The 18,852-nt window shown below is 37.3% G+C and carries 15 protein-coding genes, 1 tRNA gene and 1 pseudogene; 11 read left to right on the top strand and 6 right to left on the bottom strand.

The features are described 5' to 3' along the window. The 4 genes and pseudogenes from Q0625_RS10845 to nrfH form a co-directional block, all read right to left on the bottom strand. Positions 1 to 441: pseudogene (locus Q0625_RS10845) on the bottom strand (cytochrome C assembly protein); the annotation flags it as partial. A 108-nt stretch (positions 442 to 549) separates the two neighbouring features. Next, positions 550 to 1,749, bottom strand: a complete 1,200-nt coding sequence (locus Q0625_RS10840; protein WP_298827045.1) for a cytochrome c biogenesis protein ResB — start codon at positions 1,747 to 1,749, stop codon at positions 550 to 552. Between the two features lie 94 nt (positions 1,750 to 1,843). Next, positions 1,844 to 3,310 carry an ammonia-forming cytochrome c nitrite reductase gene (nrfA, locus tag Q0625_RS10835; RefSeq protein ID WP_298827042.1) on the bottom strand — a complete coding sequence of 489 codons (1,467 nt, stop codon included), beginning with the start codon at positions 3,308 to 3,310 and terminating at the stop codon, positions 1,844 to 1,846. Positions 3,311 to 3,340: 30 nt separating this feature from the next. After that, the gene (gene nrfH, locus Q0625_RS10830) at positions 3,341 to 3,943 is read right to left on the bottom strand and encodes a cytochrome c nitrite reductase small subunit (RefSeq protein WP_298827039.1); all 603 of its coding nucleotides are present in this window, start codon (positions 3,941 to 3,943) and stop codon (positions 3,341 to 3,343) included. 395 nt (positions 3,944 to 4,338) lie between these two features. Between nrfH and truB the strand changes: the two genes are divergently transcribed. The 10 genes from truB (at position 4,339) to fbaA (ending at position 15,834) form a co-directional block, all read left to right on the top strand. Further along, positions 4,339 to 5,052 carry a tRNA pseudouridine(55) synthase TruB gene (gene truB / locus Q0625_RS10825; RefSeq protein ID WP_298827036.1) on the top strand — a complete coding sequence of 238 codons (714 nt, stop codon included), beginning with the start codon at positions 4,339 to 4,341 and terminating at the stop codon, positions 5,050 to 5,052. Further along, complete coding sequence (locus Q0625_RS10820) at positions 5,030 to 5,794, top strand: energy transducer TonB (RefSeq protein WP_298827003.1); 765 nt, start codon at positions 5,030 to 5,032, stop codon at positions 5,792 to 5,794. Before truB ends, Q0625_RS10820 begins: the two co-directional genes overlap by 23 nt. Next, positions 5,791 to 6,333, top strand: coding sequence for a GNAT family N-acetyltransferase (locus tag Q0625_RS10815; protein ID WP_298827001.1), 543 nt, complete (start codon positions 5,791 to 5,793; stop codon positions 6,331 to 6,333). The genes Q0625_RS10820 and Q0625_RS10815 overlap by 4 nt, the downstream gene beginning before the upstream one ends. A gap of 79 nt (positions 6,334 to 6,412) precedes the next feature. Then, the gene (locus Q0625_RS10810; protein ID WP_298826998.1) at positions 6,413 to 7,234 is read left to right on the top strand and encodes a 2,3,4,5-tetrahydropyridine-2,6-dicarboxylate N-succinyltransferase; all 822 of its coding nucleotides are present in this window, start codon (positions 6,413 to 6,415) and stop codon (positions 7,232 to 7,234) included. A gap of 109 nt (positions 7,235 to 7,343) precedes the next feature. Continuing rightward, the gene (locus Q0625_RS10805; RefSeq protein WP_298826996.1) at positions 7,344 to 8,561 is read left to right on the top strand and encodes a DNA cytosine methyltransferase; all 1,218 of its coding nucleotides are present in this window, start codon (positions 7,344 to 7,346) and stop codon (positions 8,559 to 8,561) included. A 4-nt stretch (positions 8,562 to 8,565) separates the two neighbouring features. Then, positions 8,566 to 11,085 (top strand): ATP-binding protein, encoded by a 2,520-nt coding sequence (locus tag Q0625_RS10800; RefSeq protein ID WP_298826994.1) that lies wholly within the window; start codon positions 8,566 to 8,568, stop codon positions 11,083 to 11,085. After that, positions 11,082 to 11,984 carry a hypothetical protein gene (locus Q0625_RS10795; RefSeq protein WP_298826992.1) on the top strand — a complete coding sequence of 301 codons (903 nt, stop codon included), beginning with the start codon at positions 11,082 to 11,084 and terminating at the stop codon, positions 11,982 to 11,984. The genes Q0625_RS10800 and Q0625_RS10795 overlap by 4 nt, the downstream gene beginning before the upstream one ends. Positions 11,985 to 12,138: 154 nt before the next feature. Further along, a tRNA-OTHER gene (locus tag Q0625_RS10790) sits at positions 12,139 to 12,258 on the top strand. A gap of 97 nt (positions 12,259 to 12,355) precedes the next feature. Then, the gene (locus Q0625_RS10785; protein WP_298826990.1) at positions 12,356 to 14,698 is read left to right on the top strand and encodes a hypothetical protein; all 2,343 of its coding nucleotides are present in this window, start codon (positions 12,356 to 12,358) and stop codon (positions 14,696 to 14,698) included. Between the two features lie 68 nt (positions 14,699 to 14,766). Next, the gene (gene fbaA / locus Q0625_RS10780; RefSeq protein ID WP_298826988.1) at positions 14,767 to 15,834 is read left to right on the top strand and encodes a class II fructose-bisphosphate aldolase; all 1,068 of its coding nucleotides are present in this window, start codon (positions 14,767 to 14,769) and stop codon (positions 15,832 to 15,834) included. A gap of 75 nt (positions 15,835 to 15,909) precedes the next feature. Here fbaA and Q0625_RS10775 read toward each other — a convergent pair whose 3' ends face one another. Further along, positions 15,910 to 16,974, bottom strand: a complete 1,065-nt coding sequence (locus Q0625_RS10775) for a hypothetical protein (protein ID WP_298826986.1) — start codon at positions 16,972 to 16,974, stop codon at positions 15,910 to 15,912. A gap of 441 nt (positions 16,975 to 17,415) precedes the next feature. Further along, on the bottom strand, positions 17,416 to 18,216 hold the full coding sequence (locus Q0625_RS10770) for a UDP-N-acetylmuramate--alanine ligase (protein ID WP_298826983.1): 801 nt from the start codon (positions 18,214 to 18,216) through the stop codon (positions 17,416 to 17,418). A 105-nt stretch (positions 18,217 to 18,321) separates the two neighbouring features. Between Q0625_RS10770 and Q0625_RS10765 the strand changes: the two genes are divergently transcribed. Next, on the top strand, positions 18,322 to 18,765 hold the full coding sequence (locus Q0625_RS10765; RefSeq protein ID WP_298826980.1) for a PepSY-like domain-containing protein: 444 nt from the start codon (positions 18,322 to 18,324) through the stop codon (positions 18,763 to 18,765). The last annotated feature ends 87 nt before the right edge of the window (positions 18,766 to 18,852 follow it).

Here is an 18,852-nt window from a genome sequence, read left to right as displayed (position 1 = left end):
AGCTGTCAGTGAAGCCATCCCAAGCATGGCATAGGCAAAGATATATACAATCACATGAGGGATAAACCATACACTTTGTAGTGCAGGCATCAGAGCCTTGTTCATCGTATCGGGATGGGTATAGGTAAGCCCTACAAAGACAATGCCCATCACCGCCGAATAGCTGAGCATCCATTTTTGCCTATAAAGTAAATAGATAGCATAACCTATCAGCCCCATAAAAAAGGCATACCATATACGTGTCTCCGCCAAAGTACGCAAGGGCGGACGTTCCAATCCCTTCCATAAGGCAACAATAAACCCTCCCATGAGCACCGTAGCGACCAAATGGCTGATAATAGCAAAACCTCTTAGGGCTTTACTTTTGCTGTAAATAAGTCCTCCTCCCACAAGCCATAAGGCTATGGTTAGGTAGGTTATAATATTAAAATATGACCACATAATTTAGTGATTAGTAGTTAGTAGTTAGTAGTTAGTGATTAGTGATTAGTGGTTAGTGGTTAGTGATTAGTGATTAGTTTCTATAGACTAACAACTGACAACTAACAACTAATTCTTTTTTACTTCAAATAGTAGGGCTACTCCTCCTGCAATAAGCAAGAAAATACCTACATACACCACAGGGAGCCAAGGATCGGAAACTAGCTCCACCACACTAAGGTCTGACCAGCGTCCCAGACGCTCTTCATAACTAAGCTGATAGATACGCCAACCACCTACACTTATAGGGTGATTAACTTCTATCTTTTCCTCTAAAATATTACTACTTCCTCTCTGATAGATAAGGACTTCAGATTGGAACTTACGTGCTTCAGGGGGTGCCATGACAAGAGTATGTTCCTTATCTAAGTCTATTGCACGAGGAGCTAGTTGGAAATTACCTGCCGAGATCCACTCTTTCTTCTTCTGGTGGGTACGCAAGTCCTCTACCGTAACTAAAGCTGCATTGGTTGCCCCCCACATAGTATGATTAATATAAGTAGAATCTGTATCTGGAATAGCTTTCTCTAGATACTTATGTAGGGTAATTTTCCAATTGAGCAGAGTAGCCTGCTCCCCTTCTCGCTCTAACATAAAGCCAACAGGTTTGCCCTTAGGAAGCGAAGTGCCTGTGGTATCTATCACAAAGAGTTTGTTAGGATAAATGTCGATAGAAAATTCCTTGAGTTCTATCGCAATAGGCAGATTCACTACCTCCTGCTCAGCTGTTTTGGCCTGCCACTGGGGGATATCTTTCTTCAAGTCCATTGTAAGGCGTACAATATCACCCTGCCCTAAAACTCCTGCAAACATCACTAACCACAAGCCGAAATGATTAAGCAAAAAGGCGATATTCTTACGCTGATAGACCATAGAGCGCTTAAGAATAGAAAACCAAAGGTTCATCAAAGCCAAAAGAAAGACAAGACCAAAGTACCATGTTTTGGTTAGATCATCCAAACCCCATTTGCCCCAAAAACCACTAAGTTCATTGGGTTTTACATTGATACTTCCTAGCCCAATAGTTAGTACCCCAAGTGTTACCACTGTAACAATGGCAAAGGGTGCTGATGAGAAGCGTAGGATAAAATTTGTTTTGCGGAATAGGAAATAAACAATCGTTGTCAAAAGAACAAAAACTGCCCCTCCTATTACATTGTAGGGAAAGCTAAACCAACTCTTACTGATACTTCCCAAGGAAAGTTGTAGCACAAGCCCTACCACCAAAGCGGTAAGAGAAAAAACAATAGCGAAAGGATAAGACTTCATTAATAATGATTAATGGTTAATGATTAATGATTAATCAAAATATAAAAAGTAAGGGCGAATTGCCATTCGCCCCTACTTATTTGTGCGAGTTGCACTATTTTTGTGTTACTAAGCGTCCTTCTTTTTTAGCTTGTTCGATCCATTTAGGAACGATAGTTTTCAAGAATTCTTTCTTAGCTGCTTCTTCCTTAGGTATATCTAAGCCAATTTCTTTTTGAGCTTTGGCTTTGGTACTAATGTCTGGCATTACGAACTCTGCTGCAATATGCAATTTTTCTTTAAGCACATCCAAGTTCTTTTCTGCTTCAAGAGCATAAATAAGCCCATCACTAAGGAGACGCTCTGACTCTATAGGAGCATGGAAAGCTGCTCCATGTGAGGAGTGTACCATATCCCAACGCCATTGAGACTTACGGATAAGAGCTAAGGTAGGTTTCATTTGTTCTTCAGTTGCCCCATTGTCCCACAAGAATTTAGCTTTAAAATGTACTTTAGCCAATTCCTTTTCAAGTTTTATACGCATACCATATACAGCATCTTGGCGGTCATATACATTCTTTCTAAGCTCATCTTCGCTTTGGCGGTGACATGTCTGGCAGCTAGCAGAAATATTACGCAAAGGACTAGAGATTTGGTGGTCGGAAAACTTCACTGCACCATCAGTCTTGTAAGGCATGTGGCAATCAGCACAAGATACCCCACGCTGTCCGTGGATACCGAGCTGAGAAAGCTCATAATCGGGGTGTTGTGCCTTGATAATAGGAGCGCGACTCACTTTATGAACATAGTCGGTCCAGCCTTCTTTGTCGTAGTATTCTTCCATTTTTTCTACAGTCATACCTTCATCCCATGGGAAAGTAAGATATTTCTTATCCCCTTTGAAGTAGTACTCTACGTGGCATTGAGCACAAACGAGCGAACGCATTTCTTGGTGAGTCGCTTTGTTAATGTCTTTTCCTTGACGAGCAAAAGCCTCAGCCAATGCTGGTTGGTGTACTTCAAGCTTCATTGTCTTAGTATTGTGACAAGTAGCACAACCGATAGGGTTCACAATTTCGCTACCCCACTTATCCCATGGAGCACTGTAGTATTCTTCCAAACCTACTTTCTTCATAAGGCGAGGCACATCGGGACTCTTACAAGTCCAGCAAGTACCTGGCTGTGGAGAGTGAGTAGTCTCACTAGGAGCTCCTGTACGGAGGATTTTGGTAACATCCTCAATGGCATGCATGTGACCGCGAGGAGCATTGTATTCCTTAGAGAAGGCATAGCCCGCCCAAAGCACTACCATTTCAGGACGTAGTGCCAAGAGGTCATCATCTTGACTGCTCATATACTTAGAGCGGAAAGTGGTATCGGCAGTAGCTTCCCAAGAGTCATACTGACGAGGATAAAACTCCTTGTAAAGTTCGTTGCGGCACTCTTGGTCTTCCAAGTTATTACCACCTTTGGCAATAAATTCGGCCTCATGAGACCTATTCATTATGGAATTAGCTAACAATCCTAAGAGGAACGTCACTATAGCTAATATTCCTACTAGTAACCAATTTTTCTTATTCATCGTTGTATAAATTAGCTTGTTTTTAATTAGTTAGTTTTTAGTTTTAATCAAGTCCTGTATCCATTGTGGGGTGTTTTCACCCATCTCATCAATGATAGGTACAGGAGAGTGAGGGGCGGAATTCAATCCACGTACACGGCTGTGGGGCACCTCGCGATGGCATTCCCAACAGAGCTTACCATTATCGGCATGTGCCATAGGAGCAGTTACTTTACCTAGACTCACTTCAGAGACAAGAGTGCTATGGCAGCGGATACAGTTCTCCTGCACTACCATCTGTCCTGGAGCATGCATTTTGATCACCTGAGGTTCCAACCGGAAAGTGAACATAGTAGCATGCCTTAGCCCGTCACTAGCCTTGAAGTAATACTTTCGGAACACATTGTCATGAGGTACATGGCAATCGTTGCAGACCGTATTGCGTCCATGTGAGGAATGTGACCATGTAGCATATTCAGGCTCCATGATATGGCAGTTCACACACGCCTTTGGGTCATCCGAAAGATAAGAATGCGCCTTGGAAAGGTAAAATATATACCCACACAAGCCCAACACAATTCCTACAAGAGAAGGAATCAGATACCGAACGAGTCGGCCTTTTTTAGAGGTGCTTTCATTTGAAGACGTTGGCATATTGTTAATGTTTTGTTTCTTATTTCCATTGCAAAAATAATCAATTTTTCGCATTCTCCAAAGAAAAATAATGCTTCAAGGGTATTTTGTTTTCATTCTAAATAAACATAAATTTAACACTTTCATGTCCGAAATTATAAAGAGTTAGCCGTCCGTTATTAATACATATTAATCGCACAAAACGATTGTATAGCCCAATGAGCTAAGAGGTCATATATTGAACTAGCAAATGGTATTTTAACTATTGATTCGTATTAGCAGTTAGTTGTTTCACAAGCTCTCTGTTCTGCCCTCCAACTACTAACGACTAATTTATTTACCTAAAAATAGCAAGAATTAAAAAAATAAATGTACTTTTGCCAAAACTTTCATTACCTTAAAAGTCATATTTATCTATGCAATCACTTATAGAAGGAACTATAATACTGATAGACAAACCTTTATACTGGAGTTCTTTCCAAGCTGTCAACAAACTTAAGTGGGCTATCATGAAAAAATACCACTTAAAAAAGTTTAAGATAGGACATGCGGGAACACTTGACCCATTGGCTACAGGTCTGTTGATTCTCTGTACAGGTAAGCACACCAAGCAAATCCCCGAGATACAAGATGCCCCAAAGATATACACAGGAACCATTGCTTTGGGGGCTTCTACCCCTTCCTATGATTTGGAGACTGAGGTAGATGCTACCTTCCCTACCGAACATATCACCCCTGAACTCATTGAACAAGTCAGGACACAGTTTGTAGGGAATATCACCCAAGCCCCTCCCCTATTCTCTGCTATTAAAAAGGATGGAAAGCGCCTATATGAGTTGGCCAGAAAAGGAGAAACTACTGAAGTACCTCCAAGAGAAATTACCATATATTCTTTAGAGCTAACACTCTCAGGAGAGAAAGAACTCAGCTTTAAGGTACATTGTAGCAAAGGAACTTATATTCGGTCCTTAGCACATGATATAGGTAAGGCTTTAGGTAGTGGAGCCCACCTAACATCCTTGCGACGTATTCAAATAGGAGAACACTCCGTAGCGCATGCCTATACTCCTGAGGATTTTGTGCAACAATTCATAAACCATACACTCCATGAAACTAAGACAATACATTAAGCGAGAATTTGAGGCCATGGGCATGTCGGGCAAGGAAAGGGCTTTTGTCATTACCTTGGTTATTATGCTCTGTATGGTAGTCTCATTCATTATCATAAGAGTCAATAACAAACCTGAGGAGATCTGGTTAGAGATTCCCCCTGCTGAGGAAATAGCCAAACTCTTGGAGGAAGAAAAACTTCCACAAGATACACAAGAGGAAAACCCCGTTACAGACAATACCCCCGTAACAACACGCTCCTATAACGAAGCAGACAGCCGTATAAAACAGGCTGAAGACCTCAAAAGTTTGGACGATCTCTTAGCTGAACAACAAGGGCAAGAGACAAACTCCCAAGGGGAGAATGCCCCCGAAGAAGGAGAAGGTACCACCCCTGCTAAGATAGAACCTTACAAAGTCAATGACGGCATGTCTTTCAAGGATTTAGAAAAATACAAACCACAGAACAAAGACGAGAAAAAAGCTAACAAGCGCACTCTAATCTCCTATTATCTTGTGGGTAGAGAGGCTATTGCAGAACTGCCCAACCCTGTATATACTTGTGAACAATCGGGTAAGGTAGTGATTAACATCACTGTAGATGACCAAGGACGGGTCATAGAGGCTTCCTATAACAAAGCTTCTTCCAACACTACCAATGGATGCCTAATAGACAATGCCATCTATTACGCACGCAAAGCCCGCTTTAACAAAGATAGCAAAAACAAACAACTCGGAACTATTACATACCTATTTCAATGATACGTGCAGCTACCCCTGCGGATGCCCCCTTTGTGGCCCCCCTTATGTTTCAGGCAATGTCTGAAATTGTTTTCAAACTTATTCAACGAGAGGATACTCAGGAGTCTATCCGATTCCTTGAAAAGCTCTTTATCCAAGAAAACAACCAATATTCCTATGAGAATACTTTGGTCTATGAAAAAGACAAACAGATTCTCGGTTCGCTTGTCTATTATAATGGTGCCCATATAGCCCCCTTGTCCCAGTCTGTTTTTGATTTTATCAAAGCCTCCTATGGACATGACATCCGCTTGGAAAAAGAAACCCAATCTGGTGAGTATTATATAGATACACTAAGTGTCTCCCCCAAGGTACAAGGAAAAGGTATAGGCTCCTCTCTGCTACTCCACCTCAAGGAACTACTCAAGGGAGAGACCATAGGACTATTAGTCTCCATGGATAACCCTCAAGCGGAAAAACTCTACCAGCGTATGGGCTTTGTATATGCTGATATGAAAATGTTGGCAGGCGCTCCTTACAAACACCTAATATACCAATAATCTGGCAGTTAATTAATCATTAAACATTTATCATTTACCATTATTTTCACTACCTTTGCATAGAAAAATTGATTGTTTTATGAACTTAAAAGATTTACAAGAAAAAATAGAAAATGCGTGGGAAAACCGCCTCCTCCTTTCCGATGAAGCTACTATGAAAGCCATTGATACTATAGTAGATCTTCTTGATCGTGGAGAACTAAGAGTAGCTTCTCCCTCTGATAAGGGATGGCAAGTACACGAATGGGTCAAGAAAGCAGTTATTCTATACTTTCCTTTCCGCAAAATGGAAACCAAAGAGGTAGGTATCTTCGAATACTATGACAAAATCCCTCTCAAGCACAACTATGAGGACAAAGGGGTACGTGTAGTACCACCTGCTACCGCACGCCGTGGAGCTTACCTAGCCGTAGGAGTAGTACTGATGCCTTCTTATGTAAATATCGGCGCTTATGTGGATAGCGGTACCATGGTGGATACATGGGCTACAGTGGGTAGTTGTGCCCAAGTAGGTAAGAATGTACACATCAGTGGAGGTGTAGGTATAGGGGGGGTATTAGAACCTCTACAAGCTGCTCCTGTTATAATAGAGGATGGCGCTTTCTTAGGTTCTCGCTCTATCATAGTAGAAGGAGTACGTGTGGAGAAAGAAGCCGTCTTGGGTGCCAATGTAGTACTTACCGCCTCTACTAAGATTATAGATGTAACGGGGGACAAACCAGTAGAATACAAGGGCTATGTACCTGCTCGCTCCGTGGTGATTCCAGGGAGCTACACCAAACAATTCCCTGCAGGTGCCTACCAAGTACCTTGTGCTCTTATCATTGGACAACGAAAAGCCTCTACCGACCTAAAAACTTCTCTAAATGAAGCACTTAGAGATTTCAATGTGGCGGTATAGTCTACTAAAGTCAATAACATATAATAAGTCGGTTTTTACGTGTAAAAACTGACTTTTATTTTTATTTTTACAATTATTTTTTGTAACTTTGCAGTATGATTTATAGATTATGACAGAAAATTTTAGTTATATAGATATTTTTGCAGGGTGTGGAGGACTTTCCTTAGGCTTAAATAAAGCTGGTTGGAAGGGGCTTTTTGCTATTGAAAAAAGTCCTCACGCTTTTGAAACATTAGAATACAATCTAACTGAAAGGATAAAGCATTTTAATTGGCCTGAATGGTTGCCCAAAGAAGCTCATGATATCAATGAAGTAATAGAAAACTACTCAGATGAACTAAAAGAATTAAGGAATAAAATAACATTAGTTGCAGGAGGGCCTCCTTGTCAAGGTTTTTCTATGGCTGGACAAAGAAATGAAAACGATGATAGAAACAAATTGATAGATTCTTATGTCAAGTTTATTTCATTAGTAAAGCCTAAACTTATCTTTTTTGAAAATGTAAAAGGGTTCACTATGGAGTTCAAAGATAATGGAAAAAAAGGTAAAAAATATTCTGAAATAGTAATTGATAAATTACAAAAAGAAGGCTATAATGTATACGGTCAGTTAATCAATTTTGGCGATTATGGAATTCCCCAAAAACGAACAAGATTTATTCTTATAGGTATTAGAAATGATATAGAAAATTCATCTATAGAGAAAGCTAAAACTTTCTTTGAATTAATTGAGAAAAATAAGTTTGATTTTTTAGATGTAAAAAAAATCAATGTTCATCCCACTATTGAAGATGCTCTTTCTGATTTGCTCACTGGTAAAAAATTAGTTGAAACTCCTGATAGAAAAGGATTTAAGAGTAGTAATTATAAATCTATCCATTCCAATTATCAGAAATTAATGAGACAGGATATAACAGATGATATAAAATTACCTAATAGTCATAGTTTTGCAAAACATTCTGACAAAATCATTAAGAGATTTGCCTATATACAATCAATAAGTTCTGTATGTAAGAATATTCCCCAAAGAATAAAAGAAGAGTTAGGTATAACAAAACAAGTATTAGTACCTCTCAAATCGGATGAACAAGCACCCACAATTACCTCTCACCCTGATGATATGATTCATTATAAAGAGCCAAGAATTTTAACCGTAAGAGAGTATGCTCGGTTACAAAGTTTTCCTGACAGCTTTATTTTCAAAGGAAAATATACCACAGGAGGTAAACTAAGAAAAGTAGAAGTACCAAGATATACACAAATAGGAAATGCTATACCTCCTCTTTTTGGAGAACAAGCAGGTATAGTTCTGAAACAACTTTTATAAAGCTATGGAAAGTAATGAACTATTTTTTTCAGTAAAGGCTGGCATAAAAAACATAGTAGGAAAAGACCTTATCGCTGATGATAATATTGCTATATTTGAGTTAGTAAAAAACTCTTATGATGCTTATGCTTCAAAGGTAATTATTACTTTTGAAGATAATAAAATTATCATTGCTGATGATGGGAAAGGTATGTCTATTGATGATATTGAAAAAAAATGGTTGGCTTTAGCTTATTCTGCCAAAAAGAATGGTGATGAAGATAATGGAATTGATCAAACCTTTTTAGAAAGAAGAAAATCATATCGCGATCATATCCAAGAAAAAAGAAAATATGCAGGAGCCAAGGGGATCGGTCGCTTCTCTTGTGATAGACTTGGAGAGGAATTATTACTTTCCACAAAAAAAATCAATACTAATACTATAGAACAATTAAAAATAGATTGGAAAGATTTTGAAAAACAAGATAATATAGATTTTTCTGAAATAAAGATTACTCATAATTCTTTCAATGAAGATGAGACTTCTATTGCTTTCCCTAACAATGCTAAAAGTGGTACTATTTTAGAAATTACTAAAACTTCTCTTTGGGATAGAGCTAAAATATTAAGCTTAAAACATTCATTAGAAAAACTGATAAATCCCTTTTCTGATGATAATGATTTCTCGATTGAAATTATTTGTAATGGAGAATTGACCAATGATAAAGAAGAAGAACTTGAAAGAGAAAAAGTAAATGGAATTATTCAAAATTCTATATTAGATATTATAAAACTAAAAACAACTAAAGTAGAAGTTAAGGTAGACTCTAACAAAGTAATTACTAAAATTATAGATAGAGGAATTTTAATTTATCATATAAGTGAAGAGAATAAAAATAGTTCACTTATTGATAATTTAGAAATCAATTTGTTTTTCTTGAACAGAAGTGCTAAAATTAATTTCAAGAAAAGAATGAATCTTGACGCTGTAAATTATGGTTCTATATTTCTTTTTAAAAATGGGTTCCGAGTACAACCTTATGGAAATATGGGAGATGATAGTTGGGGATTAGACTTTCGTGCACAACAAGGTTATAATAGATTTTTAGGAACTAGAAACTTATTTGGTCAAGTAAGTATATTCACTGATAATACAGAAGAATTTAAAGAAGTATCCAACAGGGAAGGAGGGTTAGTAGAGACTATAGGCTTTAAATTACTGAAGGATATATTTGAAAAAGCTCATAGACGTTTAGAGCGTTATGTAGTAGGTGTTTTATGGGGAGAAGGATTTAAAAGAAATAAATATTTCAAATTAGAAGATGAAGTAGATAAACAGAGAGAATTATTAAAAGAAGATAATGATAAAGATGATTTTGAAATAGTTAAAAATAATATTGGAAGTCAATTAGATTTTATTCAGATATTAAAAGGTTTAGCTAATGATAAAGATATAGAAATCATTGACTACAATAAAGAGTTAGTACAAGAAATAAATAACAGAGCCGACTTAGATATTCTACAACCTAAATTTCTAAAAGACTTAGACAAAATATCTGATAAATTAAGTGATCCTAAATTAAGGAAGGTATACAACCAAGTAGAAATAAACTTTAAAAAGTCAGAAGAAAAAAGAAGAATAGCTGAGTTAAAAGCTATAGAGGAAGAAGAAAAAAGAATAGCTGCTGAACAGGCTAAAAAAGAAGCTGAAAAAAAAGCTTATGACGCTGAACTAAAAAAAGAAAAAGCTGAAAAAGATAAATTAAAGGCCGAGTTAGAGAGGTATAAAGCTGAAGAAAAAGCTAAAGAAGCTGAACAAGAAAAAGAAAAAGCTAAAGATAACTTAGCTACAGAAAAAAGAATAAATGCTTTTAAAAGTGCCCTAATAGGGATTGATAAAGAGAAAATAATAGGTCTTCAGCACCAAATCTTTCACTCTTCAAGTCGCATAAATAGGAATATTCAGTTACTTATAAAACATTTAGGAGGCACTAATATTGACAATATAGCAAAAAAATATATATCAGTAATAGCATTAGAATCTTCTAAAGTAAGTTCTATTACAAGTTTTATAACTAAGGCTAACTTTAATCTAACTGCTACTGAAATAAAGACAGATATTGTTGCTTTTATAAAAGATTATATAAATGAAATATACTTATCTGAAGATAAAATTATTGATAGTAAGATAAAAATAGATATTGTTGATAATGATAATTCAATAATAAAAAAAATTGTACCTCTTGAGATTACTACATTAATAGATAATTTTATCAATAATGCAGAAAAGGCAAATGCAAGTAAAATTATTTTTGAGTTTATAAAGTCTTTTTCAAACCTTATAATATTAGTAAAAGATAATGGAAAAGGAATTTCCTCTGATATTCTTGATCGAGTCTTTGAATTAGGTTTTACCACAACCAATGGTTCTGGGATAGGTCTATTCCAAAATAAGGAAGTTATATCTAATCTGAAAGGAAATATTTCTGTAAAATCAAATATAAATTCTAAAGAAACTATTTTTGAAATAAATATACCTCTATGAAATTAGAATACAAAATACTTTGGTTAGACGATAATAAGAAAGCTATTGAAGAAGATAGTTATTCTTCAGAGATAGAAGAACATCTTAGGGAAAAAGCTTTTATTCCTGAAATTATGTTGGTAGATCATAAAGATGAGTTTTTTAGAAACTTAGATAGTGTTGATTTTGATTTGATACTAACTGATTTCAATCTCAATGACACTGATACTGGAGATAAAATTATTCAACAAGTTAGAAATAGATCAATTTTTACCGAAATAATGTTCTATTCTGCACAAAGTGAAATAAAAAACACAATAAATCTTGATAGAATAACTTTTTTAGATACCAGTAAAACAACAAGTAAGAATCATTACCAAGATGTTATTGAAAAAGCTATCTCTCTTATTGATCTAACAATAAAGAAATTCGAAAATATTGTTGTTATGAGAGGAATGATTATGCAAGAAACAAGTTCTTTAGATACTATAATAAAAAATATTGTAGTTAAATATTTAAAAACATTAGATGATAATAAAAAACAAACTCTTTTAGAAGATATTCTCTTCAGTATAGAAGAAAATGCAACCGAAAAATACAACAAAGCTAAATCAAAGAAGATTAATGATATACTAAAAGACAATGTATTGTTTAGTTCAGATCAGAAAATAAAAGCCTTGGGGAAAATCCTTATAGAACTTAAATTCGAGGACTTCTCAAATGGTTATAGCGAAGATATTATATTAAATAGAAATAAATTAGCTCATGCTGAATTAATAAAAAATGATCAAGGTAAAGATTGTTTCAAATCAAAATATAATGAGATTATTTTTGATGAAGTATTTTGTTTACAAATACGAAAAAATCTTATTAATTACAGAAAAAAAATAGAAAACATTCAAAGTATGATAGCTTCATAAGGCTCTAAAGATTATATCCAATACAATAAAGTTATATTTTTGTTAATATTTCTCTTTTTCTACAACTACGCAAAAACATTGCGCAGTAGGGTTATAATTTTGCACCCAGAAAGAGAAAAAGAACCTCTATAACAAATTGTATTTATAACATATTAGGACAGTAGCTCAATTGGGTAGAGCAGGTAATGGTAAGATTATTTCCATGTGAGGTCAATTACCATTTACTTCTGAGCTTCTAACTCCCGTGTTGTGGGTTCGAGTCCCACCTGTCCTACAAAAAACAACTAAGAAAGGTCAAACAGAAGTTACTTCTCTCTTTTAGGTTAAGATTTACTTCTGTGATTACCTTTCTTTTTTTATTGTATCACACTATGGGAAAAACAATCAACATACAAAAAGTTGCCCTTAGGCAAAACGCCCTTTATATTCCTGATACTATGGTCTCACAAAGAGCCATACAGCCAGGTACCTTAGAATTGGTAGCTGCCTTGCGAAAGCATGGTTTTGGCGTTACTGAAGACCTTTTGCATGCTATCAATGGTACTACCAATGAGTATCGTCAGTCTGTTGTCAAGGTGATAAAAGAGGTACTTCATGTAAAACTCAACTGGGCACCCCTTATCAAAAATTGGGAAGTCCCTACAGGGGAAAGTTTCATCGACCACCTTATCACCGCTTTCTATAATCAATATCCTGATTTGATAAAGTCTGACAACTATGTCAGCTATTGGTATGATTATGATGATTACTACGAAGCAAATGATATTAAGGACTACAATAGAGAATATTTCACTCACAAGCATGAGCGTTTTTTAGCCTGTGGGCATTATATCCCTTATGGTACCTTTCCTTTGTGGCGTTATAATGGTTGCCCTTTCTGTGGAACCCCTTTTGAGACTGGTAAGATAGAACATACCGAGCAAGGCAGCAAACTCAAAATCCTTGACCTATGGCGTGAAGCAGAAGCCAATACTTTTTTCCAAAACCTATTAAGCTCCAAAACTGCCTTGGATGCCACTCAGGCCGATTCCTTTAAGTTGCTACTCCCTTACTTTTCAGTAGCTTCTGAGACTCATATTGGTATGAAGGAGACACTTGTCTTGGTAGTAGATAACTATATTGCTCAGGGTAAGGAGGCCGAGGCAGGAGCTTGTTTTAGCTCTCCTACCGATATATTGCGCTATTTATGGTATAAGAAAACCAGTTTTTTACAAATCGTAGAACCTAAGACTATCATCAAGAAAGAGTCTAAGAATCACAGCCATATTACCAAATCTTTAGACAAGCATCTCTCTGCCAAAGAAAGAGCACAAAAAGAACTTAAGCTCAAGTACTCTCGCCAAGAATGTGCAAGAGTGGCACGTTGGCTCAATGCCTTACCGCTTTCAGCAGAAAAGGCTTGTGAGATCATGCACCCTAGGCGTGAGATGTGGGTGCGCTTTATTCGTGCCTTACGCTTAGCAGAATATAGCAAGAAGAAGGGCTTTGAAAAGCTCGCTACTCTTTTGGATGTATTCTATAATGAGCGTTATAGTGTATGGCAAGCCGAGCTTAATACCGCTTACCTAAATATGGATAGTGAAAAGGCTTTTTCCTTGCTTAAACAGCGCCCTGGGGTCTTTGCCCGCTCCCTATTTGCTTGTATGCTTTGGTTGGAAGCTGACGAGACACTCGATGCCTTCAAGGAAATCATAGACCAAGTGCCTACTCGCTTACTCTTTACCCTGAATATGTATGCCGATTTGTACTTTAGCAAAGAGGGAAAGCGCAGCGTACAGACGATCTTAGGAACTCGAGTAGAAATCCCTAAACACCCTTTGGTTGTCGGAAGCTATAATGAGGAGCAATTGGCTGAGATGAAAGCTAAGATAGAAGACCTTTGCTTATGGAGCATCCGATGTATGTTTGCTAAGGAAGAAAACGAGCACCATTTTATCTATATAGACCCACAACTCTATCATATTCCTTTACCTATAGGGGATAGAAGTAATAATGTACATGACTTTAATGCTACCCTTATGGGTACCCGCTTCCCATTGGAAGGTAACGAAATACGCCTTTTTATGCAATGGGGAAAAGACCTGCCTGCTCAAGACTTGGATATGGACTTGTCCTGCCGTATTATCTATAAGGATAGGTCAGATATTTGCTATTTTGGGCGTCTTACCACCTTAGGTTGCCAGCACAGTGGGGATATCCGCAGTATTCCTGATAAAGTAGGTACGGCAGAGTATATCAATATTGACGTCAATACCCTACGTCAGCACAAGGCTAAATATGTACTTTTTACCTGCAATGCGTATTCCAATGGCGCTTTGTCGCCTAACTTAGTCGTAGGTTGGATGGATAGCAAGCGTAAGATGAAAGTATCCGAACGCACAGGAGTAGCTTATGACCCTTCTGCAGTGATTCATCAGGTACGTATCACCCAGCCACTACAAAAGGGACTCCTCTTTGGGGTGTTGGACGTAGAGGCTAAAGAGATTATCTGGATGGAACTCCCTTTCCAAGGACAAGTAGTGCAAGCACTTTCTATAAGTGGCGTGAAAACGCTCTTAGAGAAACTCAATAGCAAGCTTACCATTGGTAACCTACTTTCTCTCAAGGCAGAAGCACAAGGTCTACAGATAGAGACAGATCCCGCCCTTGCCGATGAAGTTTATGATATGCAGTGGGCAGGACAAGGAAAGATAAGTGAATTATTTTTAAAATAATTTTCTCAAATAGATTTTATTGTTTGGAGAAAAAACATTATATTTGTGGCAAATTTAAAGATAATACCATGAATCACAACATTAAACCTGGAGTCGCAGTAGGAAAAGAAGTACAAGAAATTTTCCAGTATGCAAAGCAGAAAGGTTTTGCTCTTCCTGCCACTAATGTCATCAGTTCCAATAGTATCAACGGCGTATTGGAGGCTGCAGTAGCTATGAAAGCGCCTGTAATTATCCAATTCTCCAACGGAGGAGCTCAATTTATGGCAGGAAAAGGACTTTCTAATGAAGGACAAAAAGCCGCTATCTTAGGGGGTATTGTAGGAGCTCAACAAGTACACCAATTGGCGGAAGCCTACGGAGCTACTGTTATCCTACATACTGACCACTGTGCCAAAAAGTTACTTCCTTGGATTGATGGTCTATTGGATGCCTCTGAAAGAAATTTCAAGGCTACAGGGAAGCCTCTTTTCAGCTCTCACATGATTGACCTATCGGAGGAACCGCTCAAAGAGAATATTGAAATCTGTAAGAAATACCTAGAGCGTATGAGCAAAATGGGTATGACCCTTGAGATCGAACTCGGTATCACAGGAGGTGAAGAAGATGGAGTAGATAACTCCGATGCGGACGAATCTCGCCTATACACTCAGCCTGAGGATGTGGCTTATGCTTACGAAGAACTCCTAAAGGTAAGCCCACAATTTACCATTGCAGCCGCTTTTGGGAATGTACATGGAGTATATAAGCCTGGGAATGTAAAACTTACTCCTAAGATCCTAAGAAACTCACAAGAGTATATCTCTAAAAAATACAATGTAGCACACAATACCATTGACTTTGTATTCCATGGAGGTTCAGGCTCTACCCTTGAGGAAATCCGCGAGGCTATCAGCTACGGAGTGGTGAAGATGAATATAGACACCGATCTACAATATGCCTTCACTGAAGGGGTTCGTGACTATATGAAGAACAAAGCCGCTTACCTACAAAGCCAAATAGGAAACCCCGAAGGAGCCGATGTACCTAACAAAAAGTACTATGACCCTCGTGTATGGCTTAGAGAAGGTGAAAAGACTTTCATCGCTCGTGTAAAGAAAGCCTTCGAAGACCTAAACAATGTAAATACTTTATAATATTACATGCATAAGAAAAAGAGGCTACCCTTTTCGGACAGCCTCTTTTTCGTTTTTGAGTTCTAATTTTCTTGATTAAAAAGCAAATGTAACCTGCTTAGAAGTATCAACTGTAAATACAGAAGCCTTATAAGACTCTGTACCTCCATCAGTTAAGAATATATAACGCTTGTCTTTCTCCAAGTCCTCACAAGTAACGATACCTTGTGCATTGGTTGTTACCTCATTGATAGTTTTTGCACTCAATTCTCCTCTTATGATACGAGATAGAATACTATAACGCATGGTTTCATAGCTAGCCTTTACCTGAGCATCAGATTTTTCTGCATATATACTTCCTACTTGACGGAAATATACTTTAGTATTCGCCAAGGGTTGTCCATCTTTAGTCAAAGTAATTTTAGCAAAAAGACTCTCCAAGTTAATAGTAGCTTCCTTGGTCTGTCCTTCGGCTACAGTTACACCCACCTCTTGGTAACTTCTCTCTCCTAATACCACTGCCTTATAGGTGCCCGGAGCTGGGGTAAAATTAGCTACTCCTTGTGCATCGGTGGTCGCTTTAGTTGCGCTACCTAATACTGCTTTTGCTCCTTGCTTGTCATAACCTACAGCAACTGATGCTTGGAAACCTGCCGCTGTAATAGCATCGAGCAGATATACTTCTTCTCCTTGTAGTGGGCTACCATTCTTCGTAACTGTAATCTTAGCTGCTGTTACTGGAATAGCCTTTAGTGTAATTGTGATAGCATTATCTCCCTCTGTAATAGTATGTTCCACTACATCTGAAACGATTTTATTTCCTACTTTCACTATAAAATAGAGCTTTTTCCCTATGTAGTTTTTTACATCTATAACAACTTTTCTATTCTCTATAGCTGCATGTCCTTTCACAGAAGTTCCATCTTCAGTTTCAGAGAAAAGCACCTCTGCCCCCGTATGTTCTACCCCCGTGGTAGTGATCTTAGCTACTGCCTGTTTCTCTTGATTTTTGTTTTGGTCTTGCTGACCTGTTTGATTCTGGTCTTGTTGACCTGTCTGATTTTGGTGTTGTGGTTGCGGTTCATCATTGTTTTTGGAGCAACCCACTACGAAGGCTGTAGCAAAGCAAACAGCCGCGATAAATGTGTAATTTTTTTTCACGATTGTAATAATTTTAATTTTTTCCTACTCTGTTAAGAGCTTTTCGGATGCCGCCTATGATTTAACTATTTATCCAATAACTACAAAAAAAAGCAAGTCTGCCTATGGAAATTCCATAAGCAGACTTGCTTTTAAGAAATAGCAAACAGACAAACGCGGCCTACCTTATTAGTATCATAAGGTGCTGTGCTGTGCTGTTTTGCATTACAAAGTTACGAATTTTTACTGGATTATACAACTTTTTTAACTATAAAGTTACTTGATTATTTAACCTCTATTTAGGTGCAAATTTACATATTTTTCAAGAAACACCAACCATTTAAGTGTTAATTTTTTTAGTTCTTTTTTCTATTTACAAACAAAAATATAAAGAAAAATACTATATAAAGAATTTATATAAGTACAAACCAAAAGTTATTACCCCACTACCTCTTTCACTTTTCACTTAAATGTTTCTATTGCTTCATAGAAGTCTTGTTCATCTATACCGAGGTTTTGGCAAAGCCATTTAGCTCCTGATAGGTAATTCATATTTTCTTCGCCTGAAATCATTAGGGGCATTTCTCCTTCTGGGGTAATAAGGTAAGTAGTACCTCCACTTTGCTGGTGTGGTGCTGTCTCATAGGGCATCAAGCGCAATTGGTTTTCTGTGTTTTCTACAACAGTTTTAAGGGCTGCATCTTCCTCATTATACAACAATATTCCCCCTTTGGTAAGGGTATTTATAAAATCGGCATAGACTTGTTGCTTATCTTCCTCTATACGGCTAATGAGTGCGAGGGTTGGGCGATAGAGCTGAAATATAGGCACTTGTTCTATCTGGGTAGGGGTATCATTACCCTCAATAAGTACAAATTCCGCCTCAGAAGAATACTTACAACTGGGTACATTCCCTATGGGTGATTCTAAGAAATAATCTATCTTCCTTGAGAAATAGTCCATAGTATGTAACACCATTGCCGCTATGGTATTTCTCCCTTGAGTGCCGGAGATGACTACTCTAGTTTTCATCTTATGCAATTCATAGAGAAACGCTCCATAAGAATAGATAGGTAACTGAAGCTCCTGTGCTTTTTGCCATTGTGGATGCGTGGTCGGTATTCCCTCTGCCACTACTACCGCTTCTATATTTGGAGTGAGTGCCTCCTGTAAAGTACTTACTGAAACCTCATGCACAGGCGATAGTGCTGCTAGAAGGGATTGCAGAAAAGGTTCCCCCTCTGTAATAAAGTGTATTTTCATTGCTGTTGTTTAGGAGTGCAAATATACGAAAAAATTTCCCCTTTCCCATTTCTTTCCCAAATTATGTTTTACCTTTGCATCGTAAAATAATAAAATAATTAGATTATGAACACATTTAGAAAAATCGCAACTGTTATTACTGTACTTTTTGCTGTGAATTTTGCTGCTGCTAAAGATGTACAAATCAAATTCAGTGAATTGCCACAGAAGGCACAAACCTATGTAAGAACCCATTTTTCAGAGTCCGATATAGCCTCTGTATGGAAAGATACTGAAATGCTGCTTGTAGAGGATTATACCGTAGTATTCAACAATGGTACTGAGATTGAATTCTTTCCAAGTGGCGAATGGAAAGAAGTAAAATCAAGAGGTACAGAAATTCCTGCAAAGATTATTCCTAATGGGATTGCCCAATATGTAAGCCAGAATTACAGTGGTCATCCTATTAAGAAAATCAGTAAAAAACGCTATGGATACGAAGTAGAACTCATTGGAGGAACTGACTTAGAATTTAGCCAAAACGGAAAATTCCTACGTATAGATGACTAATCAAAAATAAAAAATCGGGAGTAAATCCCGATTTTTTTTTATTCATTCATACTCATAAGGAACTCTTCATTGTCCTTTGTTTTCTTT

This window comes from uncultured Capnocytophaga sp. (assembly GCF_938029845.1).
Classification (GTDB): Bacteria; Bacteroidota; Bacteroidia; order Flavobacteriales; family Flavobacteriaceae; genus Capnocytophaga.
The sequence above is the reverse complement of the archived record's forward strand: the minus strand, read 5'-3'. Positions and strand labels throughout refer to the sequence as shown.

Coding starts and splice junctions, on each gene's coding strand:
- Q0625_RS10810 (WP_298826998.1), top strand. CDS start 6,413: ATGAACTTAAAAGATTTACAAGAAAAAATAGAAAATGCGTGGGAAAAC.
- Q0625_RS10800 (WP_298826994.1), top strand. CDS start 8,566: ATGGAAAGTAATGAACTATTTTTTTCAGTAAAGGCTGGCATAAAAAAC.
- Q0625_RS10765 (WP_298826980.1), top strand. CDS start 18,322: ATGAACACATTTAGAAAAATCGCAACTGTTATTACTGTACTTTTTGCT.
- Q0625_RS10785 (WP_298826990.1), top strand. CDS start 12,356: ATGGGAAAAACAATCAACATACAAAAAGTTGCCCTTAGGCAAAACGCC.
- Q0625_RS10805 (WP_298826996.1), top strand. CDS start 7,344: ATGACAGAAAATTTTAGTTATATAGATATTTTTGCAGGGTGTGGAGGA.
- Q0625_RS10820 (WP_298827003.1), top strand. CDS start 5,030: ATGAAACTAAGACAATACATTAAGCGAGAATTTGAGGCCATGGGCATG.
- nrfA (WP_298827042.1), bottom strand. CDS start 3,310: ATGAATAAGAAAAATTGGTTACTAGTAGGAATATTAGCTATAGTGACG.
- Q0625_RS10840 (WP_298827045.1), bottom strand. CDS start 1,749: ATGAAGTCTTATCCTTTCGCTATTGTTTTTTCTCTTACCGCTTTGGTG.
- nrfH (WP_298827039.1), bottom strand. CDS start 3,943: ATGCCAACGTCTTCAAATGAAAGCACCTCTAAAAAAGGCCGACTCGTT.
- truB (WP_298827036.1), top strand. CDS start 4,339: ATGCAATCACTTATAGAAGGAACTATAATACTGATAGACAAACCTTTA.
- Q0625_RS10815 (WP_298827001.1), top strand. CDS start 5,791: ATGATACGTGCAGCTACCCCTGCGGATGCCCCCTTTGTGGCCCCCCTT.
- Q0625_RS10795 (WP_298826992.1), top strand. CDS start 11,082: ATGAAATTAGAATACAAAATACTTTGGTTAGACGATAATAAGAAAGCT.
- Q0625_RS10770 (WP_298826983.1), bottom strand. CDS start 18,216: ATGAAAATACACTTTATTACAGAGGGGGAACCTTTTCTGCAATCCCTT.
- fbaA (WP_298826988.1), top strand. CDS start 14,767: ATGAATCACAACATTAAACCTGGAGTCGCAGTAGGAAAAGAAGTACAA.